This is a genomic window from Hymenobacter terricola (assembly GCF_017921975.2).
Lineage (GTDB): Bacteria > Bacteroidota > Bacteroidia > Cytophagales > Hymenobacteraceae > Hymenobacter > Hymenobacter terricola.
Genome location: NZ_JAGEMO020000067.1, coordinates 22,194 through 47,927, shown reverse-complemented (window position 1 = coordinate 47,927; position 25,734 = coordinate 22,194). Strand labels below are relative to the sequence as shown.

Below are 25,734 nucleotides of genomic sequence, written 5' to 3'. Positions count from 1 at the left end.
CCTCCACGAACAAGCGCGTGTCCTTGGCCGTCACGCCGCAGGCATTCGCTTGGCCCGGCAAGAGTGGCGAAAGGCGTTGCCAGTGCGGGTCGGTCAGGAATGTGCGGTCTTTTTGCATCTTCAAAGCTACCTTAATTGTTCACACGTCCTAGCGTTACCTCACCCCCCGGCCCCTCTCCCGCGGAGAGGGGTGCGTTCAACGATTCTCACGTCTGTCTCTCCCTCTTCACGGGAGAGGGGGCCAGGGGGGAGGTGACGCAGGCGAACGACACCACCAGCTATTCAAGACGAATCCAATGAAAACCATCCTGTTGCGCCCGCAGTGGCTTGCACTTTTACTGCTGCTAAATAGCCTGGTGGTGCAGGCCCAAACCAAGCAACCACCCCCCCAAATAGCCCCGAAAAGCCAATCCGACTTCATCCTGGCCACCGCTGGTAAAACCGCTGCCATCTACACCAGCGCCACCGACTGGCCGGGCGTGCTCCGCGCTGCCAAAGACCTGCAGGCCGACGTGCAGCGGGTGACTAAAGTAGAGCCGCGCTTGAGCATCGATGCACCGGCCGGCCGGGAAATCGTCCTCATTGGCACCATTGGAAAAAGCCCGCTGATTGATGCGCTGGTGAAGCAAAAGAAGCTGGATGTTTCGGCCGTTGCGGGCAAGTGGGAGGTTTTTGTGCGGCAGGTGGTGGAGCAGCCGATGCCGGGCGTGGCCCGCGCCCTGGTGATTGCCGGGAGCGATAAGCGCGGGACGATTTACGGGATTTACGACCTGTCGCAGCAGATTGGGGTGTCGCCCTGGTACTGGTGGGCCGATGTGCCGGTGAAGCCGCAAACAACCCTGCTGATTCCGGCGGGCCGGCACACGCTGGGCGAGCCGGCGGTGAAGTACCGGGGCATCTTCATCAACGACGAAGCGCCGGCCTTTTCGGGCTGGAGCCGGGAGCAGTTCGGCGGCGTCAACTCAAAGGTGTACGAGCACCTGTTTGAGCTGATACTGCGCCTGAAAGGCAACTACCTGTGGCCGGCCATGTGGGGCAACATGTTCAACGTGGACGACCCCCAAAGCCCCGAAATGGCCGATATGTACGGCATTGTGATGGGTACCTCGCACCACGAGCCGCTGACCCGCGCCCACGAGGAATGGAAGAAATTCGGCCACGGCACGCCCTGGAACTACCAGACCAACGACACCACGCTGCGGCGCTTCTGGCGCGGCGGCATGCGCCGCATGGGCACCCGCGAAAACATCGTGACCGTGGGCATGCGCGGCGACGGCGACGAGCCCATGAGCCGCGAAAGCAACACCGCGCTGCTCGAACGAATAGTGGCCGACCAGCGCCGGATTATTGCCGAAGAAACCCACAAGCCCGCCGACCAGACGCCCCAGATGTGGGCGCTCTACAAGGAGGTGCAGGACTACTACGACCAAGGCATGCGCGTGCCCGACGACGTGACCCTGCTGCTCTGCGACGACAACTGGGGCAATATCCGCAAGCTGCCCAAGCTGGGCGAGAAGCCACGCAAGGGTGGCTACGGCATCTATTATCACTTCGACTACGTGGGCGGGCCGCGCAACTACAAGTGGCTGAACACGAATCCGCTGCCGCGCATCTGGGAGCAGATGCACCTGGCCCACGAGTACGGCGCCAACCAGATTTGGGTAGTGAATGTGGGCGACCTCAAGCCCATGGAACTGCCGATTTCGTTCTTCCTCGATTATGCCTGGAACCCCGACGCCATCCCGGCCAATGGCGTGGCGGCCTACACCCAGCGCTGGGCCAGCCAGCAGTTCGGGCCGAAATACGCGGCTGAAATTGCCGACATTCTGGCCAGGTACGCCAAGTACAACAGCCGCCGCAAGCCCGAGCTGCTCGATGCCAATACCTACAGCCTGGCCACCGGCGAATGGGCCACCGTGGTAGCCGACTACAACCAGCTGCTGACTCGTGCCGGGGCCATCAACCAAAAGCTGCCCGCCGCCGACCGCGACGCTTTTTTTGAGCTGGTGCTGCACCCCGTGCTGGCCTGCGCCAACCTCAACGAGCTGTATTACACCGTGGCGCTGAACCGCGAAGCCGCCAAAACCAACCAGCCCAATACCAATTCTCTGGCCGAAAAAGCGAAGGCCATTTTTGCCAAAGACGCCGAGATTTCCCACCGCTACAACACCCTGGCCGGCGGCAAATGGAACCACATGATGGACCAGATGCACATTGGCTACACCGCCTGGCACGACGAGCCAGCCGACAAAATGCCCGCCGTAGTGACGCTGCCCGCCGACGCGGCGGTCACTGCTGCGCCCCCCACGCCGCGCCCCGCCGCGCCCGGAAACTACGTGTCGATAGAAGCCGAACATTACACCACAGCCGCGAATGCCGGCCCCGTCAGCTGGCAGCGCCTGCCCGATTTGGGCCGCACGCTCGGGGCCGTCACCACCTTCCCGGTCACGGCCGCGCCCACGGCTACGCCGGGCGGCAGCAGCCCGCACGTGGAGTACCGCCTCACGCTAACCCAGCCCGGCTCCGTGACGGTGCAGGCCTATCTGGCCCCGACGCTGGACTTCACCAACACCACCGGCCTGCGCTACGCCGTGTCGCTTGATGATGAAGCGCCGCAGATTATTAACCTGCACACCGGCCTCAACCCTGACAATGGGAATAAGCCCTGGGAGCAGGCTGTGGCCGAAAACATCATCCTCAAAACCTCGCAGCACCAGGTGGCGGCGGCCGGCCCGCACGTCCTCAAGTTCTGGCGCGTCGACCCCGGGGTGGTGCTCGAAAAGCTGGTGGTGAGCCAGGGTGCGGTGCCCGCCGGCTACCTCGGGCCGCCCGAAACGCCTACCGCGCAAAGCAAAAGCCCGGCGGTAGGCGGCAGTGTGGGGAGCCGTTGAGGCAATGTTTTTTGAATTCGTATGAGAAAAGCCAGTCTCTTGCTGTTGGCACTGCTTGGCTGCGCTAGTGCGTGGGCACAGCGGCCAGCAGGCTCGCCCCGCGTCATCAGCCTGGATGCGCACAAGATGCAGGGCCCGCTCAGCAAGTCGTTCAACCTGTGCGTGGGCGCCGGGCGGGCCAACGAAGGCCTGCGCGCCGACTGGCAGCAGCAAATGGCCCTGGCCCGGAAGGAGTGCGGCTTCCGCTACCTGCGCTTCCACGGGCTGCTGCACGACGATATGGGCGTGTACACCGAAGACCGCATGGGCCAGGCCGTGTACAACTGGCAGTATATCGACAAGCTCTACGATTTCCTGCTCAGCATCAACGTGAAGCCGTTTGTGGAGCTGTCGTTCATGCCCTCGGCGCTGAAAAGCAACGACAAAACGGTGTTCTGGTGGAAGGCCAACGTCTCGCCGCCCAAATCCTACGAGAAGTGGGAAGCCCTGATTACGGCGCTCACCCGGCATTTTGAGGCGCGCTACGGGCGCAAGGAAGTTGAAACCTGGTACTTCGAGGTATGGAACGAGCCGAACTATCCGGCGTTCTTTTCGGGCACGATGGATGACTATTTCAAGCTCTACGCCACCACGGCGCGGGCCGTGAAAAGCGTTTCGAACACGTACCGGGTGGGTGGGCCGGCCAGCTCCGGCACCGGCTGGATTGATGAAACCCTGGCCTTCTGCGCCCAGAACAAGGTGCCGCTCGACTTCATCAGCACCCACGACTACGGCGTGACCGGCGGCGGCCTCGACGAGTTTGGCCAGAACATGCAGCACCTCGGCGACCCCAACTCCATTGCCCGCAACACCCAGGCCGTGCGCGCCAAAATCCAGGCCTCGGCCTTCCCTAAAATCGAGCTGCACCTGACCGAGTGGAGTAGCTCCTATTCGCCGCACGACCCCGTGCACGACGCCTACGAAAGCGCCGCCTACGTCCTCAACACCCTCAAACAAACCGAGCACACGGCCACTTCCATGTCCTACTGGACGTTTTCGGACATTTTCGAGGAAGCCGGGCCGCCGCTCACGCCCTTCCACGGCGGCTTCGGGTTGCTGAATTTGCAGGGCATTCGCAAGCCGGCCTATTTCGCCTACAAATATTTGCAGCAGCTCGGGCCGCTCGAATTGCAGGACGCCGACCCCGCCTCCTGGGCCACCACCGATGCCGAAGGCAACATCCAGGTGCTGTTCTGGAACTTCACCCGGCCGCCCCAGGGCCCGCAGGACAACCAGGTGTATTTTGTGCAGGAGCATCCCGCGCCGGCCGCCGGGGCCGTTACCCTGGCCTTGAAAAACCTGCCCGCCGGCCAGTATTCTGCCGAAATCTACCGCGTGGGCTACCAGCAAAATGACGCCTATTCTGCCTATCTCCACCTCGGCCGTCCGGCCGAGCTTACGGCCCGCCAGGTGGCCGAATTGCAGCGCTTAACCGAAGATGCCCCGCAATTGGGCAAGCCCCTGAAAGCCGATGCCCGCGGCCTGACTCTGAACTTTAAGCTGAGCGAAAACGACGTGGTGCTCGTGAAGCTGAAGAAACTGTAGCGGCTTCAGCGCACCAGAATCAGCGCCGAGCTGCCCGGCACCTGCACCCCGCTGGTCACTTCGAGCACGTCCAGGCCTTCTTCCTGGATTTGGTTGCCGCGCAGCACCACTTTGTAGGTATCGCGGGGCAGGCTGACACTGGCGGCGGCGCGGTTGCCGTTGAAAATCACGGTAATGTTGGCCCAGGTGTCGCCGCCGGCGTGGTCTTTCAGCTGGTAGGCGATGAGGCCGGGCGCGGTGGGCAGGAATTCGAGGTGCTGCTGAATCAGCTCGGCGGTGGGTAGGCGGAAGGCGGGATGGGCGCGGCGCAGGGCAATGAGGTGGCGGTAGAACTCGTACACCGGGGCGTATGTGGCCTTGCGGCCCCAGTCAAGCTGGTTCACGCTGTCGGGCTGGTTGTAGGAGTTGTGCGAGCCGCCCTTGGTGCGCAAAAACTCATCGCCGACCGGCAAAAACGGCACGCCCTGCGACGTGAATACGATGGTGTTGCTGAGCAAATCCATCTTAATTAATTGGGCCTCGGTTGCGCCGGGGTTCGATACGCTGAGCTTGTCCCAGAGCACCATGTCGTCGTGGCAGGCCACGTAGTTGATGGCCTGGGCCGGGGAAGAAGCCCACGGCGCTTTCGAGTAGTTGACCTTGGCGTAGTCGAGCTGCGGGTGCTGGGTGGCGGCCACGATGCCGAACTTCACGCTTTCCTCCAGGCCGGGGTGGCCGCTGGTGAAGCCGGGCTCGGTCTGGCGGGCGTAATGGCCCTTCACGCCGTCGCGCAGCTCATCGCCGAACGCGGCCACGCGGTCGAGCTTGCCCAGGTTGGCTTTCACGGCGCGGCGGGCTTCGGGCAGGGGCGAGGGGCCGGCGGTCCAGCCTTCGCCGTACACGAAAATGCTGTGGTCCTGCTGGTCGAGGGCAATGCGGACGGCGCGCATGGTTTCAATATCAAGCACGCCCATGAGGTCGAAGCGGAAGCCGTCGGCGTGGTATTCGGAGGCCCAGTACGCCACCGATTCCACGATGAGCTTGCGCACCATGGGCCGCTCGGAAGCCACTTCGTTGCCGCAGGCGGTGGCGTTGCTCAGGGTACCGTCGGGGTTGTGGCGGTAGTAGTAGCCGGGCACCAGCTGCTCAAAATTGCTGCGTCCGGCATTGGCGGTGTGGTTGTACACCACGTCGAGCACCACGCGCAGGCCGCTGCTGTGCAGGTTTTCCACCAGCTGCTTGAGCTCGCTGATGCGGGCGGCGGGGTCGGCGGCGTTGGTGGCGTAGGTGCCTTCGGGCACGGAGTAGTTCAGCGGGTCGTAGCCCCAGTTGTAGCGGTTGGCGCTGGCGGGCGCGGCTTCGTCGATGGACGCAAAGTCGTTGGTGGGCAGCAGGTGCACGTGCGTCAGGCCCAGCTCCTGCAGGTGGTCGAGGCCGGTGGTTACATTGTTTGGGCCGCGGGTGCCCAGCTGGGCCGCCCCCAAAAACTTGCCCTTCTGCCGGATGCCGGACTGCGGGTGCATGCTCAAATCGCGCAGGTGCACTTCGCCGATGACGATGTCGGTGGTCTGTTTCAGGACCGGGCGCAGGTCGTCTTTCCAGCCGGGCGGCTGGGCCAGGGCGGGGTTGAGCACGGCCCCGCGCTGCCCGTTGATGCCCACGGCATGCGCGTAAGGGTCGGCCACTTCGGCCAGTTGAACGCCGGCAATGGTGGCCTGCACGGTGTAGAAACCGGTGGTGCCGGCGGGCAGGGCGTAGGTCCAGGTGCCGCCTTCGGCCTTGGTCATGGCGTAGTCGGCGCGGGCCGGGCCACCGGTGCCGGCCGCGTACAGGCGCAGGCGCAGGGCCTCGGCGGTGGGGGCCCACACGCGCAGGGTGGCCTGGGGGCCGCGCCAGGTCAGCCCAAGGTCGGGGCCGAGGTAGGTGGGGTAGGTGCTGAAGTCGGTAAGGGCCTGGGCCGAAAGGGTAGGAGCGGGCGAGAATAGCACAAGCAGCAGCAGTAGCGGACGAATCATGGGCACAAAGTTCGGGGGAATTGTGGTTGCGAATGGCGTATTGCGTTCCGTTCGCAATGCGCGGCCCTCACCCCAACGATAAAACCTCGCCCGCCGTCGATACAATACCCCTTACGGTCGGTTTGGAAAGGGTTGGGCGCTGGCGGCTGGGTAAGTTTGTTTCGCTCTATTGCTTGTTTATGGCCGTCCTCACTCCTCGTCGCTACCTCTCGCCGCTGATTCATGTGCTGGTGTGGGGGCTGTTCGGGCTCACGTTTTTGCTGTTTCAGCCGCTCACGGGCCGGCTCACCATGCCGCCGCAATTCTGGCTGAAACAGGGGCTGATGTTTTGCGTCTGGATAAGCCTGTTCTACCTCACGGCCCGCGTCACGGTGCCGCAGCTGCTGTTCCAGGGGCGCACCGGGTGGTTTGTGCTGGCGCTGTTCGGGACCACCGTGGCCGTGCTGCTGTTCAGCAAGTTCCTGGAATCGGCCCTGAACCTGCCCGAACTGATGGACAAAGCCTTTATGGCGGCGGCCGGCCGGCCCCGGCTGCCCCGCACCGGCTTCCGCATCGACACCATGGGCCTGCTCACCACCATGTTCGTGCTGGGCATCAGCACCAGTATCACGGTGGTGCAGAAGTGGCAGCACGACGCGCAGATTCGCCAATCGCTGGAACAGCAGCGCGTTTCGTCGGAGCTGTCGGTGCTCAAGGCCCAGATTAACCCGCACTTCTTTTTCAATACCCTCAACAACATCTACGCCCTCACGCTGCTCGACGGCGAGCAGGCGCGCACGGCGATTCACCGCCTCTCGCGCATGATGCGCTACGTGCTGTACGACACCGCCAGCGGCCCCACGCTGCTCAGCCAGGAAATTGCCTTCGTGCAGGACTACATCACCCTGATGCAGCTGCGGCTTGACGAGCGGGTGACCGTCACCTTCGAGCGCCCCGAGCCCGTGCGCGACGTGCCGGTGGCGCCCATGCTGCTGCTGCCTTTCCTCGAAAATGCCTTTAAGCACGGCGTGGCGGCTACTCAGGCCAGCACTATCTACATCGGCCTGCGCCAGCCCACCCCCGATGTGCTGGAGCTGGAAGTGCGCAACACCCTGCTGCTGCTGCCCTCCACCGACCTGTCGGGCAGCAACGGCATTGGCCTGGCCAACACCCGCCGCCGCCTCGATTTGCTCTACCCCGGCCGGTTCAATCTGCTGGTCGATGACCACACGCCCGCCAACGAATTCCGGGTTCACCTGACCTTGCACGTCGGAGAGAGTAGGGCTGCTGTTCTGGCGTAAACCTCACCTCTTCCCACCTTTATTCCCTAAAAAATGTCTCCTCTGAAATGCATTGCCGTTGATGACGAGCCGCTGGCCCTGGGCCTGGTCGTTTCCTTCGTGCAGCAAACGCCGTTTTTGGAGCTGGTGGGCAAGTTTGGCAGCGCCGTGGAGGCCCTCAAGTACCTGCACGAGCACCCCGGCACCGTCGATTTGGCCTTCCTCGACATTCAGATGCAGGAGCTTAACGGCCTGGAGCTGGCCCGCGTGCTGGGCCCCACCGGGCCGCGCGTCATCTTCACCACCGCCTACAGCCAGTACGCCCTCGACGGCTACCGCGTCGATGCCCTCGATTACCTCGTCAAGCCTTTCAACTACGAAGAGTTTCTGCGCGCCGCCGGCAAGGCCCGCGCCTATGCCGAGCTGGTTTCGCAGCACGCCGTGGCGCCCGCCGCCACCGGCCCCGAAGAGGAAGAATACCTGTTTCTCAAGGCCGAATACCAGCTGGTGCGCGTGGCCCTGAGCGACGTCCTCTACATCGAAGGCCTGAAGGACTACGTGAAAGTGCACCTCAAAAGCACGCCCCGTGCCTTGCTTTCCCTCATGAGCCTCAAGGCAATGGAGGAAAAACTGCCCACCCGGCGCTTCATGCGCATCCACCGCTCGTTCATCGTGGCGCTCGATAAGATTGAGGCCGTGCGCCGCCTCACCGTCCAGATTGGGGCCGTCACCATCCCGGTGGGCGACCAGTACAAAGACACTTTCCTGCAGTTCCTGAGTCGCTGGAGCTGATTTGTTGCTGCTACGCATACGCTTGCCCCCCTGCGGCTTCCTCCGGCCGCTAGCGGGAAAGACTTTGCCTAAAATGGGCTGGCAATTAAGCCCGCCGCCTTGGGCCTGGTCTATTGCCTGATTTCCGCCACCCTCTCTGTCTTTCTGAACTATGAATCAAACCAGAACTTTCGGGTCGCTTCCGCGGCTCGTCGGGGCGGCTCATGCCCCGGAGGCAGCCCCGCAGCTCGCCGTCCTCTGCCTCTCGGGCTGCCTGGGCGGACTCGAACTCAACAGCCTGAAATTCGCGGGCTGGATGCAGGAGCGCGGGTGGCGCGTCACGTTTTTCGCGCCGCCCGCCACGCCCCTGGCCAAATGGGCCGAAGAATGGTTCATTCCCCTCGAAACCCTGGCCGTGCGGCGCGGCCTCGCCATGCCCCTCATGGCCTGGGCCCTGAAAGAGCAGCTGGAACGCCTCAACATTGGCGTGCTGGTGGTCACTCAAAACAAGGACTTGGCCGTGGCCACGCTGGTAAAAACCCTTATGGGTGGCCACCTGCGCATTATCTACCAGCAGCACATGCAGCTGGGGCGGCCCAAGCGCAGCCTCGTGCACACCCTGCGTTTTCGCCTCGTTGATGCCTGGTTGACGCCGCTGCCCGGCCTGGCCCGCGAAGTAGCCTACCGCACCCGCTTCGACATGGCCAAGCTGCACGTGGTGCCCCTGGGCCTGCCCCTCGAGCAGTTTGCGCCCCCCACCCACACCGCCGCCGAGGCCCGCCACGAGTTGGACCTCCCTCAGAATGTTCGTCTGCTGGGCATTCTGGGCCGGTTTGATGACGGCAAAGGACAGGATTTTGTGATTGACGTGCTCCACCACCTGCGCCAGAAATTTGGCTACGATGCCCACCTGGTCATCATGGGCGAGCCCACCCGCAACGAGGGCGATGCCTACCTGCATCAGTTGGAACGGCAGGTGGCCCGGCTGGGCCTGCAGCGGCAGGTGCATTTCCGGGGCTTTCGGGCCAACCCGGCCGTGTTCTACCACGCCATCGACGTGTTCATGATGGCTTCCGAGAACGAAACCTACGGCATGGTCACCCTCGAAGCCCTGGCCGCCGGGGTGCCGGTAGTGGCCGCCGCCACCGGCGGCACCGTCGAGCTGGTGCAGCACGGCCAGACCGGGCTGCTGCACGTCTGGCACGACGTAGCGGCCTGCGCCCGCGCCGTGCGCCGCACCTTCGAAGACCCCGAAGCCACCCACGAGCGCGTGGAGCGGGCCCGGCTGGAGCGCTGGCGCTACTCGCACCACCGCCAGTGCGCCCTCACCGAGGACGTGATTCGGGCTCTGAGCACCGAGGGAACGGTGCCCCGTCCGCACCGGTCCCGCCCGGCGCGGCCCCCGGCCATCAACACTATATTCTCTCCAAACCGGCCTGAGTAGCGCTGACGAGGGATGAAAATCCGTCGTCAGTCGATACACTCCGGGGGTTGGCCGATACGCCTGGGCCCAGCCAAGCTGCGCCGGTAGATTTACAGTATACTCTGTCAGAGCATGCCCCTTATCGGTTGTTTTCTCATGCGTTACGAAAATGAATGCCGTCGTTAAGTTTCGTCTGCTGAGTGGCCTGCTGCTGAAACTGGCCGCGCCAGCCGCCACATTGGGCCGGCTCAACTGCCCGCTCACATACCCTTGCGCGCCGGCTGTCCGGTTTCATTCCACGGTTCATTCTCGCGTTATTCCTTGCGTAACTGCTCCTCTTAAGTCCTGTCATTCTTAGCCGGAAAGGCGAATTTGTTCGTGGCCACCCACCCAGCAGTTTGCAGCAGCTGGCAGCAGTGAACAAGCCAGCCGCCGGCGCGGAATGGCAGGCACAATTATTTTTTGGTGCGCCCGGTGCGCCCAGCAGTTTCAGCTTTATGGTCATGAATTCGGCGTTTACTACTCCGCTGCCGTTGCCCGCCGAGCTGGACTTTCTGCGGCTGCGCTACCGGCCCGATTTGCACACCCTTGTGGCCCGCTGGCAGCGCCCCGTGCTCCCGGCCGAGTTGCGCCAGGGCTATGCCGCCATCCTGCAAGCCGCCGAAGCTACCGCTTGCCCCGTCTGGCTCGTCGATTTGCGGGGCCGCAATGCCCCCGCTACCGCCGAAGCCCACTGGCTCAATACGGAATTCCTGCCCCAACTGCCCGGCCGCCTGGGGGGCTTGGTGTGCCTGGGGTTTCTGGTATCGCCTCATTTTGGCGAACAGTTCGCGCTGGCCGCGGTAGCCATTCAGTCTGCTTCCTACGAGCCGCTTACGGTGCGTTATTTCGAAGATGAGGGCCGCCTGACCCACTGGCTTGCGCAGTGCCCGCCCGGCTACTGAAATCAATGAGCGCCTTTCTCAGAGTCGTGGACAGTAGCGCGAACTCTGCAGTTCGCGTATCCGCGCCGCCAGCTTGTTCTGGCACCCGAACTACACAGTTCGCGCTACTGATTGCGGGCAGTACATCGACCAGAGAACGGCTGTAAATTTCTGCATTTGCGGAGGCCGCAATTTGACTCTTCGTGTTAACGCCGGAAAATATCCACAATGGTGCTGTGGCACCATTGTTGTGCATTTTGCTGATAGGTGGTCTATAATTATTCTGGAAACAACCAATTATTTTTTAATGATAATATTGCATAAATAGCTAATAATGAGTTTATAAAGCATATATAAAATATTAGGTTATTACCTTTGCCGTAGATGAAGTTCGAATTCATGATGTAATAAATGGTAGTTTCGCATGTTTGAATTAAGTAACGAATTTTTTTATACCACATTTAACTTCTTAAATTCATGGAAAAACTATTTACGAAGTTGCACTATGCAAAGTGCTCGGTTTGGGTTCAATTAATTCTGCTGGTCGGCCTATTAATGCCGGTTTTGGGTCATGCGCAAAGTACAAGCGTGGTTATCAGCGAAGTATACATGGCTGGTGCAACTGGCGGCGCGTATAGAAACGACTTTGTAGAGTTGTATAATAAGACAATTACGAACATTGATTTAACTGGATATTCAGTTCAATACAATCCCGCTTCGGGCGGCGGTACTTATACCGTGATTTCTCTGGCGGGGAAAACTATTCCAGCTAATGGATTTCTGCTGATTCAATTTGGCTCGGCGTCAGGTGGCACAAGCCTGCCCAGCCCCGATATCAGTACCGGTTCTACTTTAGCTAATGCCGGCGGCCGTCTGGCACTCGTGAGCAACACTACTGCGTTAGCTGATGCAAGTCCTGCTAACGCTGCCGGAGTGGTGGATTTTGTGGGGTACGGCACTGCCGTTACTTTCGAGGGCGGTGGCACGGCCCCCGCCGTAGCTTCCTCCAGCAGCATTGAGCGCAAGGCCCAGGTCACTTCTACCGTCGCTTCCATGAGCGGCGCCGGCCCCGATGTGACCCGGGGCAACGGTTACGACAGTAACAACAACAACCTTGATTTTGTGACGCGCACCACGCCTGAGCCCCAAAGCTCGGCATCGATGCCCGAGGAACTGACCGCTGTTGCCGTTTTTTATAACACCAAGAACCCCGCTGGTGCGCTCGACGACCTGGCTACTTACAGCTCCACTGCCGATGGAACGGGCCCATCGCCCAGTAGCTTTGGCGACAATTTTCAGCGTTTTACCATTAGCGGCGCAGGTAACCACACCATTGCTGGTAACTGGAAGGTCAGCGGCACGAACACGAAAGTGATGTTGCTTGCCAATGCCACCTTCACGGTGCCCGCCACGGCCAATTTCACGGGCTTGCTCGACTTGGGAAGTGGGGCGTCGCTGGTAGAGCAAAATGCTACTCCGAGCGTAACCCTGGGCAACGTGGACGCGACCAGCACCGTGGAGTACGCTCAGGCCGGCTCATACACCGTGCCCGTCATGGGCAGCCCTGGTTTCGGCAACCTCACTTTGCGCAATGGCACCAAGCTGCTGAGCGCGGGTACGACCATTGTGCGCGGCAACCTGCTGGTAAATAACGTGGGCGCGGCGGGCTCGGACGTATTCGGCGGAGCCTCAGCTTCGGCGTCGCTGCTCAGCTTGGGCGGCAACCTCACCCTGACGGGTACGGTGGGCTTCAGCACGCTGGCGGACGACCGGATTGCCCTCACCGCTACCAATACGAGCACGGCGCAGGTGCTGAACGGCGGCGGCAATCCCATTAAATTGCTGCAAGTGACTTTGCCCAGCGGCCAGGCCGGCCTGAGCCTGGCCACGGGCACCAGCAACCTGGAACTGGGCAGCAGCACGGGCGGCTACCAACTGGCTACGGGCACGGTCCTAACCGTGAACAACAACACCCTGAGCTTCGCGGCGGGCAGCAAAGCCTCCATCGTTGCGGGCAGCGCCAACCTGGGCGCCCTGGAGCTGAGCCCCGGTTCCAGCTTGTCGTTTGGCCAAACCAACAATGCCAACCTGGGCACCTTGCTGGTGACACCCGCCAGCACCCAGCTGAACAACCTGACGGTGAACGCAAACGGGGGTTCGACTGCCAACAACACCCTTACGCTGGCCAGCAGCTTGACCGTGAACGGCATGCTAACGATTACAGTGGGCACCCTGGCCATTGGCGCGGGAAATGTGCTGACCCTGAACGGGCCCATGAGCGCACCATCGGGCTTCCTGCGTGGGGCTATCGATGCTGACCTGCTCATCGGTGGGACGGGCGCGTTGAGCACCCTCCGGATGCCCACTGGCACCAGCGGACAGCTGCGCAATCTTACGCTCAACCGCGCTGGCCAAACCTTGGCGCTGGGCAGTGGCGTGGTTGTGAATACGGTCCTGACCCTTACCGACGGCATTCTGGACCTGGCCGGCTTTGGCCTGACGCTGAACGGCACGGTGGCCACTTCCGCCGGCTTGCTCAATGGCTCCAGTACTTCGGACCTGACTGTAGCGGGCACTGGGCCGCTGGGCGCAATCGGCTTCACGCCCACGGGCGGTGTGCTCGATATTCTCAGCCTGAACCGCCCCGGTGGTACCCTGGCCATTGTCGGCTCTCCCCTAACAGTGGTGCGCCCGACCCTGACCAGCGGCATTCTTAGCCTGGGAACCGACGTAGGACTCACCATATCGGGGGTGCTGGTGGTAAATGACCCTACGGTGGCCCAGTTTGCGGTTACCCCCACGTCCAGCCTGAACTTCACGGGAACGGGCGCAATTGGTCCGCTGGCTTTCGTGGCTGGCCAGAACCAGTTGCAGGGCCTGACGCTGAACCGCCTGACCGGGACCGTGCCCACGGCCCAGCTGCTAACCAACCTCACGGTGAATAACCTGGCGCTGACCCGCGGGCGGATATTCGTGCAAGGCGCGGCCAAACTCACTATCCTTCCTGGCGGAGGCTTGTCGTCCGGCGGTGTCAACGGCTATGTCAACACCCTGACTCAGGCGGCAGTCACCAATAGCACCACACCTTCGGTGGCCCTAACCTTCCCGTTGGGTGTCGATGGCCAGTTCCGGTCCCTCACCCTCACCGTCACCGACCAGGTAATTGGCACGACCAGCTACACGGCCCACCAGTTTGAGGCTCCTTCGCCGGTGCGGACTCTGCCCGCCACCCTGGCCCGGGTGTCGCAAATTCGCTACTACAATGTGGTGCCCGAAGCCGGGGGAACCAGCACGCTGGGCAGTGCCACCATCCGCCTGAGCTACGATGCCGCCAACGACCGCGTGACACCTGCCAACCAGAGCCTGCTCCGCATTGCCATGACCGACCCGGCCGATAACACCAAATGGAAGAACATTGGTGGCGCGGGCTCTGGTGCCGATATCCTTTCGGACCCATTTGCTCCCGGCCCGTTGGGCGATTTCACGCTGGCTACCGACATCAACACGCCCATCAATTCCAACCCGCTGCCCGTGGAACTGGTGCGCTTTGATGCTACCCGCCAGGCCAGCGGCGTGGCCGTGAACTGGGCCACCGCCACTGAGAAGAACAGCGCCTACTTTGAGGTGCAGCGCAGCCTCAACGGCCGTGAGTTTACCACCGTGGCTACTGCCACTGGCCAGGGCACCAGCAGCCAGCCCACGGCCTACGCCGCCCTCGACAAAACGGCCCCGGCGGCCCGGCTCTATTACCGCCTGCGCCAAGTAGACCTGGACGGTACCGAGGCTTTCTCGCCCGTGGTTACCGTGGCCGGCACCAACGATAAGGTCGAGCTGACGCTGTATCCCAACCCGGCTACCGACCGCATCATTGCCACGCTGCCCGCTGCCGAAGGCCGCAGCTACCGCGTGCTCAATGCGTTGGGCCAGGTGCTCGACCACGGCCCCGCCGATGCGGCAAACCCTTCCGTGGACGTACGCCGCCTGCCTGCCGGCACCTACCTCCTGGAACTGCAAGGCGCCACCAGCCGGCAGGTACGCCGCTTTGTGAAGAACGACTAGCCCAGCTTACGCCAGAGAATAGAACCCCTGGGCACGCAAAGCCAAACCAGAAAAAAGGTCGAACGGAGTTCGACCTTTTTTCATTGGCCCTTCCACCGTTGAAAAGGCCAAAGCGACGGCTCCCATTGGCCAAAAAACGTCAACTTAAGATAACCTACTTGCCCAAACCTTAGCCAGTTTGCTTCGGTTTAGAGCAAATGAAATCATGCCGTTGCCATGGAAGAAGACAAGGTTGAAACCCGCCAAACTCTGATTGTCTACATCCTGATGGGGCTTTTTGCGACGGCTGGCCTGCTATGGGCCCTGTGGCGGCACGGAGTTTTTGCCCATTAATACCTGCTCCCAACTCATGTCTAAGCCGATGAATAAGCGAATTACGACTGCCTTGGTCAGCCTGCTCCTGAGCTTGGCCCTGTTTGGAACGGGGTGGTGGCTCAAGGGCCGGGTGGGGTGGGAGGGAGCCAATTGGCTCATCCTGGGCAGCGGCGTGCTGGCGTTGGTATTCGCCGTGGCCCTGTTGCGCCGCATTGCCAAAAGCTCCCGGCCGGCCCCCATGGATTAGGGCAGCTGGCCGGTGCTCGGGCGTGTTTCGGGGCTGTTACGCTTGCATTACAGTTGGTGAAAACACTTTTAACGGGCGGGGGGAGGCGGTACTTTTGTCCCGAAGCGAAGAAATGCATGCCCGGTCTGGGTGGGCCGGGGAGCAATTCCTCCCAACTATGTTAGGTAGCGTCGATATGTCCTCCGGTTGGCTGGCCGGGGGTAGGCAAATCCATTAGCTTGGCCCTTATGCACCTGGCAAGTCCTGCGGCGAGGGGATTCTCCTGCCTGCAGGCACAAACAAAGAGGAGCGGCTCGCCAGGGCTGCTCCTTTTTATTGGGAGGTGGGTAACAGCCGGGCATGCCGTGTCGCCCTGCGCGCCCACGGGCTCATCGTGGTCCACGTACCAAGGCGTAGTATTCGCGTTGCTCGGCCTGGGCGGGCAGCAGGCTGGGCCGGCGGTCGAAGGCAGGAGAGGTGGAGCAGGTGCGCACTTCCGAGAAAACGGCTTCGCTGCCGCGCTTGCCTGGTAACCGGGCTGTTGTCCAGAAAATTCTGGAGCAAGATGGCTTGGTCATCTACATCGACATCTTGGGGAAGCTAAGCGCTGTTCATGGAGCAGGTAAAAAGGAAATGAGTAAACGCAGTCGTTTCGCATGGGCAACGCATTGGAAATTAGTAGATAATAAAGTATAAATGCGGAGTTCAGGCCCACCAGTTGGCGGACTGTGCGGCCGGAGGGATTTTGCCGGCCACGCCGGGCCACTTTGGAAGGGAAATTAACGCCGGCTACTCCCATCTGTGACGTCCCACGAGCCGTCTGAGGCGTCCCGCGCGCCATCCGTGAAGCCCCGTAAGTTACCCGTGACATCACCCCCGGCATTCGGGACTTCCCGACGGGCAGGCCGGGCTTCTCTGCTGGCGTACGGGACGTCATGCATGCCGACCGTAACGCCCCCAACGGATTCTAAAAGAAGAGAATGACCCTTTATGAGTAATAGACTAATATTCTGAAGGTGATATAACGATTTCGTAATGCCAGGGGAGCTATAGTCTTGTCCGTGGGGAATACTTTTACTCAGCTTGTGTCCGCCCCTCAGCATATAAGTAAACCCCTTAACACCCGTTTCTTATGCGAAACCGATTACCTCATTTTCCAGCCTCTCTCAATCGTAGTGTGGCGTTGCTGATGATGCTACTGTTACCCTCGCTGGGCCGGGGACAGGTGAATTTAACTGGTCCAGCAGTTACTCAAAATTTTACTGCGCTCACCGGAACAATTTGGACTGATAATACTACACCAATAACTGGCTGGTATGCTCAGACTGATTTAACAGCTTCTATAACGGCTCTGGGAACCAACACCGGTAGCTCCACAACCGCGGGGCTGTACTCTTTCGGTTCAAGTGCTGCGGCAGACCGTGCCCTGGGTTATGCCCCTTCTAATGCGTATACCGGTGCTACTGGTGTCGGAAAGGGCTACTTGGGCTGGCGTTTGAAAAACAATACGGGAATCAACATTACGTCCTTTACCGTCACCTACACAGGCGAGCAATGGCGTCGTGAAAATAACGCCGCTGCCCATACACTTACGTTCGACTACCAAACCGGAGCTACCGTTACCGCCCTGGCAACTGGCACTTACACCGCTGTTCCGGCTTTGACCTTTACTAGCCCTATAACAGGGGCTACTACGGGGGCAGCTCTTGATGGTAACCTTGCGGCTAATCGCACAGTTGGCATTACCGCTACTATCACCCTGGCGACCCCACTGCCAAATGGCAGTGAAATCATGTTGCGTTGGAATGACTTAAATGATACAGGCAATGACCATTTAATGGCCATTGACGATGTAACTGTTTCCTACGTAACGGCTACTGTTCCCCCCGCTTCGCCCACGGTAACGACTGCTACGCCAGCCACGGGCCTCACCTCTACCGATGCTACCATTGCCGGTAATATTTCCGATTTGGGTTCGCCCACGGCTAGCACGTCGTATGGCTTTGTGTACAGCAGCACTGCCAGCACCACCACCACACTGCAACTGACTCAGCCAGGTGTTACGGCTGCGCAAGCAGGCACAACCGGCGCGGCCGTTGGTAATTTCAGCACGGCATTGACCGGCCTGACGCCCAGCACCACTTATTATTATCGGGCTTACGTTACTAATGCCACAGGCACGGGCTATGGTGTCGTGCAGTCATTTACCACCGATGCTCCGGCGGCGGCCACCACCATTACCACGGGGGCTGTAACCGGTGCCCCGATATGCGCCACTGCTGCCGCCAACATCCAGGTGGCTTTCACCACCACGGGCACTATCACGGGTACTTACACCGTCCAGTTGTCGGATGCTGCGGGTAGCTTCACTACCCCCACCACGTTGGTAACGACTGGCACCGCCAGCCCGCTTACGGCTACTATTCCGGCCGGCACGGCCAGCGGAACGGGCTACCTCGTGCGAGTGGTCAACAGTGCCCCCGCTACTACCGGCAGCAATTCAGCGGCTTTCACCATCGTGAGCAACCCCACGGTGAGCATCGCACCCACCGCTACCCAAAACATCCTGGCCGGCGCCAACGGCACCGCCCTCACCGTGACCGAAACCCCCGCCAGCGGCACCACGCGGGTATGGCAGTACGCCATCACCACCGGCGGCCCCTACACCACCGTCGTGGGCCAAAGCGGCACCAGCTACACGCCCACTTTTGCCACGGCGGGTACCTACTATGTCGTAGCCACGGCCACCTTCGCCGCCTGCGCCGCCGTAACCAGCAACGAAGTGCAGGTGAATGTGAACAACCCCGTGCCCACCATCACCAGCCTCGCGCCTCCCACAGCGGTGGTGGGTGGTGCTGATATCACGCTGACCGTGAACGGCACCAACTTCGTGACCGGCTCCACGGTCACCTTCAACGGCGTGAGCCGGGTTACCACCTTCGTCTCGGTCACGCGGCTGACGGTGGCCGTGCTGGCCGCCGACATCGCCACCATCGGCAGCTACAACGTGGCCGTAACCACCGCGGCCCCCGGCGGCGGCACCACGGCGGCCACCGCTGCTTCAACGTTCTATGTCACGGCACCATTTGCGGGCATTATCGAGGATTTCGAAACGGGTTCGAAGGTAGCATATGCTGTGGCTACTGCCACGGTTACCACCGGGCCCTGGGTTTTCGATAATTCCCTGATTGGTACTGCTGCCGCCAGTGACCTGGTGCGTGGCACGCAGTCGGGGCGTCTGCGCAACGCGGCGGCCACGTCCATCTACATGAATTTTGACAAGCCCAACGGCGCGGGTATCGTCACGGTGTACGCGGGTAACTTTGGCCCCGACAGCAACGGTGGCTTTGCCCTCGATGTGTCCAGTGACGGTGGCGCTACCTGGACGGCTTACACGGCATCGCGCTCGGGCCTGACCAACTCGCTGGTGCAATATGCCTTTACTGTGAACGTGGGCGGCCCGGTGCGGCTGCGCTTCCGGGGCACTACGGCCGGTGCCCGCGTTGATATCGACGATGTGGCCATTCCCAACTACGTGGCTCCTGGCCCCGAAATCGACGTGACCCAGGGCGCTACGCCCATTGCCTCGGGCGGGAGCTATGCCTATGCTGCCACCACCACTGGCGCTACCACCACAGCCACGTTCACCATTGCCAACACCGGCAACACCGACCTGAACATTTCCGGCATCGCACTCAGCAACAATGCCAGCGGCGAATTCAGCATCGTGACCTCGCCGCTGCCCACCACCGTGACAGCCGGTGCCAACACGCCTTTGCAGGTGCAGTTTGCCCCGACTTCAGCCGGTGCCAAAACCGCTACCCTCACCATCACCAACGACGACACCAACGAGGGCAGCTACGTCATCACCCTCACCGGCGATGCCCTCCCGGCCGAGCCCACTGTGCAGCCCACCGTGGCCGCCTCGGCCGTGACCATCACCACCGCCCTGCTCACCCTGAGCGGCGGCGACGGCAGCAAGCGCCTCGTAGTAGTGCGGCCCGCCGCCACCGCCGTAGCCCCCACCGATGGCACCACCTACACCGCCAACCCGGCCTACGGCACCACCACCGGCAGCAACCCCACCACCGGTACCAATAACTTCGTGGTAGTGGCCGACGGCAGCACGACCAGCGTGACCATCACCGGCCTTGCCGTGAACACCGCCTACACCGTAGAAGCCTACACCTACAACGACAACGGCACGGCTGGTCTCGAAAATTACCTCACCGCAACTCCTGGCACCACCAGCTTCACCACGCTGGCCCCCGCGTCCGTCACTTACATCTGGAACGGGACCGGCACCAGCTATAGCGCGGCCACCAGCTGGACGCCGGACCGCCTCGTTACCGCCCCTAGTGATGTGTTAGTGTTTGACGCAACGTTCGGCACGCCTGCCACTACAACTGTTGCCCTTGACTTCCCTGGCGCTTCGGAAACCATCGGCCAGTTGCTCATCCGCAACGGCGTTACGGCCACCTTCGGTACCGATGCCAACCGGACCCTGCTGCTGGACGGCAACGCCACCGGCACGGACTTCGTGGTGGACGCCACTTCCGCGCTCACCCTCACGAATACCAATACCACAGCCGCCCGTGGCATTGCCATCAGCCTGACGGCCACCGAAACGGCGGCCGTCAGCGGCACCCTCGTCTACGATGGCAACGCCAGCTTCAGCGGCCGGCACAGCCTCTTGAGCGCCGCCGCCAACAGCAACGCCATCGAGTTTCTATCGGGCTCGCGCCTGCAGGCCACGGCGCAGTTCGATGGGTCGAACAATAACTCGGCTTTCGGTACCACCACCGGCACTTCCGGTTCAGTCTTCTCGGTAGTTTTCCGCAAAGGGGCTACCTACGAACAAACCGGTGGCAGCAACCCCTTCGGCCTGACCGCCCCCAACTCGTTCGTGACTTTTGAGCCCACGAGCCACTACATCTTCGACGCCGCCTCGGGGCAGCCTTCTGTTAGCGGCCGTACGTATGGCAGCCTGGAGTATAATACACCTAGTTCGGGGGTTGGCAGCAGCAGCGGTAGCGGCCTGCTCACCGTGCTGAGCGACCTGACCGTTACCCAAGGCAACGTCATCTTCCTGTTGAATGGCGGCATCAACATCGGCGGTAATATCTCGGTTAATACTTCTGCTGGAGCGCTGAGTTTTGCGCCTGCCAGCACCACCGCCCTACCCATCCAACTCAATGGCACCACTGCCCAGACCATCGAGGGTACCTCGCCGGCAGGCACCCTCACCTTCGGCCCCAATGCCATTCTGCAAATCAACAACGCTGCCGGCGTCAGCCTGCTGCGCCCCATCGGCCTGAGCAAAGAACTGCGCCTGACCAGTGGCCTGCTCACCACCACCGCCACCAATCTGCTCGCTTTGGAAGCCACCGCGGTGGCCTCCGGTGGCTCAGGCACCAGCTTCGTGAATGGCCCGTTGGCCCGCAATACGCCGGCTGGCCTGTCCACGGCCACCGCTTACCTGTTTCCAGTTGGCAAAGTCAATTTCTATCGCCCATTCATCCTCACCCTGACGGCCCAAGCGGCCGCCAGCACCTACACCGCCGAGCAAATCGAAGGCGACCCCAACCCCACTGGTGCGGCGAATATCCTGCCCGGCAATGGCTTGGGCAGTGCCTCACTCAAGCGGGTTTCTAAATTCCGGGCGTTCACGCTTGCCTCTTCAACCACCACTGCAAACAACGCTTTAGGTACCGTGACGCTGAGCTTCGGCACCGGCGATGGCGTTAATGACCCCGCCAATACCGGCTTGGTAGTAGCCGCCAGTACCGGCGGCTCGCCCTTTGGCAACCTCGACCGCTCGGCCTATACGGGCACCGGCACCGGCGCCGGCGGTGCTGAGGTTATCGGTACCCTCACCTCGGCGCTCATAAGCACCGGAGCGGCCTCTGCTACTTTCGTCCCCGGTGCCACCAACGACAACGTCACCTTCGGCCAGGCCATCAACCCACTGCCCGTAGAGTTGACCGTTTTCAGTGCCCAACGCCAGTCCGGCAACGCCGTGAGTGTGGCCTGGACCACCGCCAGCGAGAAAAACAGCGCCTACTTTGAAGTACAGCGCAGCCTCGACGGCCGTGAGTTTGCTACCGTAGCCACCGCTGCCGGCCAAGGCACCAGCAGCCAAATAAATGCCTATACTGCGCTCGACAAGACCGCCCCGGCCGCTCAGCTCTACTACCGCCTGCGGCAGGTTGACCGCAACGGTACGGCGGCATTCTCGCCGGTAGTCACCGTGGCCGGCTCCGGTAGCGTGGCCAAAGTGCTGCTCTACCCCAACCCGGCCCAGGGCAGCATCAGCTTCCTGGTTGCGGCAGCCATGCCTTACCGTGTGCTCAATCAGCTGGGCCAGCCGCTCCTGCACGGTACCACCGAAACCGGCACCACCACCATTGCGCTCGATAAGCTTGTCTCGGGCTTGTATTTCCTCGAACTTCAAACGGCTGCAGGCCGAGTCGTACAGAAGTTTGAGAAAGAATAGTTTATTAAAAAACACCGGATAATGCAAGAAGACCTCCGCAAGTGTTTGCGGAGGTCTTCTTGCATTATCCGGTGTCGTAATTATTAAAAATGTTACCGTAATATAATCCTATGTTGGCCGTTGTGCATCGGTAAACCATCGCAAAGTAGAATCGAGGTAAGCAGCTAAAAATATACCTGACAGGTAGTTTTTTAAAGATAAACATTTGTATTACTGGAGATTGGTTGATATTTTTTTATAAATCGCTTGTTCAGTATCTGGTTTTTGGCACTATTTTTAGGAGCTTAAATCTTCCATATACTACCTTTGTACCAAGGGGGCTGCATTGATGTTAGTTCTTTAGTAGTTAGTATGATGTCAATAATGTTGCGTTGCCGTTAGTAGATATCCTTAGGCTCTGGTTAAGGTTTAATATAATTTCAGTTGTCTGGCTTTTTGCCATTCCCATTTCGCTTTTTAGTAGTCCAGTCATTTTTTACATTCGTAGTTTCTCTACCATGAAAAATCTTTACATCAATGCCGTACAGGCATTAATAAAGCCAATGCTGTGGGCGATGTTGCTGTTTGCTCTTCCTTTTGCCGGGCACGCACAAAGCCTCACTTTCACTGCCCTTGGGCCCAACCTAAACCCGGGCACCAACACCACTAGCAATCCTCAGTACTTTGGCCAAACCCAAGTGGGGAGCATCTCACCCTCCAAGTCATACAGCCTGAGTGCTGCCGATTTGGACCCCTTTACGGACGTAAGCATCGTCATTCCCGCGTATTTCCAGGGCAGCACGGATAACACGACTTTCAGCACGGCTACCCTTGTGTTTACGACCGACGCCGCCGGAAACGTGCCCGCTACCACCGTCTACCTGCGTTTTGCGCCGACCGGTGGTGCCGGCACAACCATCAACAAATCGGTATTTGCCCAAGGCACGGCCGGCGGCGACCCATCATTGTCAACGCCTAGCGTTAAGCTGCGCGGCGATGCCCTGGCTGGCTCGCCCATCATCACAGTTAGCCCGTCGTCGCTTTCGTTCGGCAGCCAGCTGGTTGGCACGAGTTCCAGCGCCATGAGCTTTGTGGTGAACGCCACGTCTTTGGGTACCACGCCCATCACCGTGACGGCCCCGAGCGGGTTTCTGGTGAGCTACAGCGGCAGCACGTATGCTGCCACGGCCAGTATTACTCCCGCGGGAGGCGCTGTTTCCAACGCCTCGGTGAGCGTGGTCTTCACGCCAACGGCCACCCAGAACTACGTCAGCACCATTGCCTTGGTTAGCTCCACCGCATCGGCCAGTGAGTCGGTGAGTGGCACCGGCGTGCCCGTAACGCCCACACTAATTGCTTCGCCCACGTCGCTGGCATTTGGTGCCACCACGGTAGGGGCGGCCACCGCCAGCCAGGTCTTTACGGTGAGCGGCTCCAATTTGCAGGGCAACGTCACCATCGCGGCTCCTGCGGGCTTCCAGATTCGCACCGGGTCGAGCTTCTTTTCGAGCAACCCTATTACCCTGGCTCCCAACAACGGTGCTTTGGCCAACACCAATATCGACGTGCGGTTTGCGCCTACGCAGGCCGGGTCGTATACCGTGGCCGTCACGGTTTCGACTCCCAACAGCAGCGCCACCCTCACCCGCACCGTTACCGTTACGGGCACCGCCAATCCAAGCTCGGGCACTCCTTCGCTCACGGCAACGCCAACTGCGGTAGATTTCGGTAGCATCACGAGCAGCGGCAGTTCTACCACGCGCAACTTCGAGGTGAGCGGCTCTGACTTGACCGCCGATATTGTACTGACGCCGAGCAACTCCAACGTGCAGATTCGCAACGCCTCGGCCGGCGGCAGCTTCTCTTCGAGCCCGCTCACCATCACGCAAGCCAATGGGGCCGTTGCGGCGCAGGTGATAGAAGTACGGCTGGTGTCACTGGTGGCTCAGGGGGCTTTCAGCCAGCAAATTAGCGTAACTAGCAATGGCGCGACCCCGGCGGATGTCGCGGTAACCGCCAACAACCCCAGCGGTGCCACTTCCGATATCTCGGTATCGAACCCCGACGCCAACAACTTCACGTTCGTAACCCGCCCCAACACGGTATCGGCGTCGCAGCGCTTCTTGGTGGCTGGCACCAACCTGGTTCAGCCATTAGTAGTGCAAGCAGTGGGCCCGAACGCCAGCTACTTTCAGATTTCAACCGATAACGTCAACTTCTTTAACAGCGTCTCCTTCACCCCCAATGCGCAAGGTAACGTAACGCAACGGGCGGTCTTCGTGCGCTTTATGCCTAGCACCAACGCCATCACGGTCACCAGCACCATCCGCAATTCCAGCACTCCGGCCCCCGATTTCGACGTATCGGTGACGGGCATCAGCGAACCTACCATTCGCTTGGACCGTGCCATTGGCTCGTTTGCCGAAAACGTAGTGAAAAACACGGTTACCGCACCGGTTGCGGTTCAGCTGGAAGGCTTTCTGCTGAATGGCAGCGTGGAACTGCGCTTCCCCGATGATACGACGGACCCTACCCGTAATCCGCTGCACACTCCGCTGTTTGAGTTCTCACTGGACAATGGGGTCACGTACATGGCCCAGACGTCGGCGCAGACGCTCATCACGCCGGATGCCAATGGCAACTTCTCCACCAAGCTGCTCGTGCGCTACGCTCCGGTGCGCGTGGGCAATGCCGCGCAGGAATTGCAGTTCCGCAATGCCAGCTTCTTCAGCAACACCTTCTTTGCCCTCACCAGCGGCTTCGGTCGCACCACGGGCTTCTCCATTGCGATTGAGCCCACCGCCCAGTCCACGGCCTCGATAATTCGGTCCGCCGACCGTACCTCCGCAACCATCACCTTCAACCTGCAAAACCCACCGGCCAACAAGCAGTATGGAGATAACCGGCTGGTAATTGCCAGCAGCACCTACAACACTACATTGCCGGTTAGCCTGTTTCCTGTTGATAAGCAAAATTTCAATCCAGGAACTACCAGTTCCGGCGGGGCTTATAACTTCGGTACCGGCACGGCCATCGAAGCTTCGTCGAATACCTACGTAGTGTTCAGCGGGGCGAACAATTCCTTTACCGTTACGAACCTGAACCCGACCCTGTACTATAACTTCTTCGGATTTGAGTTCAATAACGACGGCGTGCTGAACGCTGAAAACTACCTCGTGCCGAACAATCAGCCATTGAACCCGCTGCCCGTCGAGCTGACTTCGTTCACCGCCAAGCGCCGCGACAACGCGGTGGCCGTAAACTGGGCCACGGCCACTGAGAAAAACAGCGCCTACTTCGAAGTACAGCGCAGCCTCAACGGCGAAACTTTCGCTACGGTGGCGCACACCCCGGCGCGTGGCACCAGCACCCAGCCCACGGCCTATTCGGCGCTCGACTCCGCTGCTCCGGCCGGCATGCTCTACTATCGCCTGCGCCAGGTCGACTTGGATGGCACGTCCGTTTATTCGCCCGTGGTCACGGTAGCTGGCACCGGCCTTTCCGCCAAAGTGCTGCTCTACCCCAATCCGGCCCACGGCAGCGTCAGCTTCGCCGCTGAAGCCGCTACGCCCTACCGCGTGCTCAATCAGTTGGGCCAGTCCCTGCTGCGCGGCACCACCGAAGCCGGCACCACCACCGTCGCGCTCGATCAACTACCCACTGGCCTCTACCTCCTCGAACTGCAAACGGCCACCGGCCGCATGGTGCAGAAATTTGAGAAGGAATAAGCGCGGATTTAGCCAGATTCGTTGGATTTCGCGGCTTAGTGGTTGAAATACAACACCCACTTCCGCTAACTTCCCGCCACGGTGAA

11 protein-coding genes are annotated in these 25,734 nt (G+C 60.8%); 10 read left to right on the top strand and 1 reads right to left on the bottom strand.

The window, feature by feature from the left end:
* The first annotated feature begins 296 nt into the window (after window positions 1-296).
* Together J4G38_RS23005 and J4G38_RS23000 are read left to right on the top strand one after the other, a co-directional pair.
* Window positions 297-2,891: a glycosyl hydrolase 115 family protein gene (locus J4G38_RS23005; protein WP_210521123.1), complete on the top strand. Its 2,595-nt coding sequence runs from the start codon at window positions 297-299 to the stop codon at window positions 2,889-2,891.
* Between the two features lie 21 nt (window positions 2,892-2,912).
* Window positions 2,913-4,475 (top strand): GH39 family glycosyl hydrolase, encoded by a 1,563-nt coding sequence (locus J4G38_RS23000; protein ID WP_210521122.1) that lies wholly within the window; start codon window positions 2,913-2,915, stop codon window positions 4,473-4,475.
* 5 nt (window positions 4,476-4,480) lie between these two features.
* On the opposite strand, the gene pulA is transcribed toward J4G38_RS23000, so the two are convergent.
* A complete protein-coding gene (gene pulA, locus J4G38_RS22995; RefSeq protein WP_210521121.1) occupies window positions 4,481-6,469 on the bottom strand; it encodes a type I pullulanase in 1,989 nt (662 codons plus the stop codon).
* A gap of 179 nt (window positions 6,470-6,648) precedes the next feature.
* On the opposite strand from pulA, the gene J4G38_RS22990 reads away from it, so the two are divergent.
* The 8 genes from J4G38_RS22990 to J4G38_RS22955 all read left to right on the top strand — a co-directional run bounded on the left by J4G38_RS22990 (window position 6,649) and on the right by J4G38_RS22955 (window position 25,648).
* Window positions 6,649-7,749: a sensor histidine kinase gene (locus J4G38_RS22990; protein ID WP_210521120.1), complete on the top strand. Its 1,101-nt coding sequence runs from the start codon at window positions 6,649-6,651 to the stop codon at window positions 7,747-7,749.
* Window positions 7,750-7,782: 33 nt separating this feature from the next.
* Window positions 7,783-8,520, top strand: coding sequence for a LytR/AlgR family response regulator transcription factor (locus tag J4G38_RS22985; RefSeq protein ID WP_210521119.1), 738 nt, complete (start codon window positions 7,783-7,785; stop codon window positions 8,518-8,520).
* A gap of 151 nt (window positions 8,521-8,671) precedes the next feature.
* Window positions 8,672-9,943: a glycosyltransferase family 4 protein gene (locus tag J4G38_RS22980; RefSeq protein WP_210521118.1), complete on the top strand. Its 1,272-nt coding sequence runs from the start codon at window positions 8,672-8,674 to the stop codon at window positions 9,941-9,943.
* A 482-nt stretch (window positions 9,944-10,425) separates the two neighbouring features.
* Entirely contained in the window at window positions 10,426-10,866 is a 441-nt protein-coding gene (locus J4G38_RS22975) for a hypothetical protein (RefSeq protein WP_210521117.1), read from the top strand.
* Window positions 10,867-11,322: 456 nt separating this feature from the next.
* Window positions 11,323-14,904 (top strand): lamin tail domain-containing protein, encoded by a 3,582-nt coding sequence (locus J4G38_RS22970; RefSeq protein WP_317198226.1) that lies wholly within the window; start codon window positions 11,323-11,325, stop codon window positions 14,902-14,904.
* 349 nt (window positions 14,905-15,253) lie between these two features.
* On the top strand, window positions 15,254-15,466 hold the full coding sequence (locus tag J4G38_RS22965; protein ID WP_210521115.1) for a hypothetical protein: 213 nt from the start codon (window positions 15,254-15,256) through the stop codon (window positions 15,464-15,466).
* A 1,816-nt stretch (window positions 15,467-17,282) separates the two neighbouring features.
* A complete protein-coding gene (locus J4G38_RS22960) occupies window positions 17,283-21,941 on the top strand; it encodes a choice-of-anchor D domain-containing protein (RefSeq protein ID WP_210521113.1) in 4,659 nt (1,552 codons plus the stop codon).
* Window positions 21,942-22,666: 725 nt separating this feature from the next.
* On the top strand, window positions 22,667-25,648 hold the full coding sequence (locus J4G38_RS22955; RefSeq protein WP_210521112.1) for a T9SS type A sorting domain-containing protein: 2,982 nt from the start codon (window positions 22,667-22,669) through the stop codon (window positions 25,646-25,648).
* Window positions 25,649-25,734: the final 86 nt, after the last annotated feature.

What these genes read in the sequence shown, in the direction of transcription:
- J4G38_RS22985 (WP_210521119.1), top strand. Translation starts at nt 7,783, where the DNA reads ATGTCTCCTCTGAAATGCATTGCCGTTGATGACGAGCCGCTGGCCCTG.
- J4G38_RS23000 (WP_210521122.1), top strand. Translation starts at nt 2,913, where the DNA reads ATGAGAAAAGCCAGTCTCTTGCTGTTGGCACTGCTTGGCTGCGCTAGT.
- J4G38_RS22970 (WP_317198226.1), top strand. Translation starts at nt 11,323, where the DNA reads ATGGAAAAACTATTTACGAAGTTGCACTATGCAAAGTGCTCGGTTTGG.
- J4G38_RS22975 (WP_210521117.1), top strand. Translation starts at nt 10,426, where the DNA reads ATGAATTCGGCGTTTACTACTCCGCTGCCGTTGCCCGCCGAGCTGGAC.
- pulA (WP_210521121.1), bottom strand. Translation starts at nt 6,469, where the DNA reads ATGATTCGTCCGCTACTGCTGCTGCTTGTGCTATTCTCGCCCGCTCCT.
- J4G38_RS22980 (WP_210521118.1), top strand. Translation starts at nt 8,672, where the DNA reads ATGAATCAAACCAGAACTTTCGGGTCGCTTCCGCGGCTCGTCGGGGCG.
- J4G38_RS22965 (WP_210521115.1), top strand. Translation starts at nt 15,254, where the DNA reads ATGTCTAAGCCGATGAATAAGCGAATTACGACTGCCTTGGTCAGCCTG.
- J4G38_RS22960 (WP_210521113.1), top strand. Translation starts at nt 17,283, where the DNA reads ATGGCCATTGACGATGTAACTGTTTCCTACGTAACGGCTACTGTTCCC.
- J4G38_RS22990 (WP_210521120.1), top strand. Translation starts at nt 6,649, where the DNA reads ATGGCCGTCCTCACTCCTCGTCGCTACCTCTCGCCGCTGATTCATGTG.
- J4G38_RS23005 (WP_210521123.1), top strand. Translation starts at nt 297, where the DNA reads ATGAAAACCATCCTGTTGCGCCCGCAGTGGCTTGCACTTTTACTGCTG.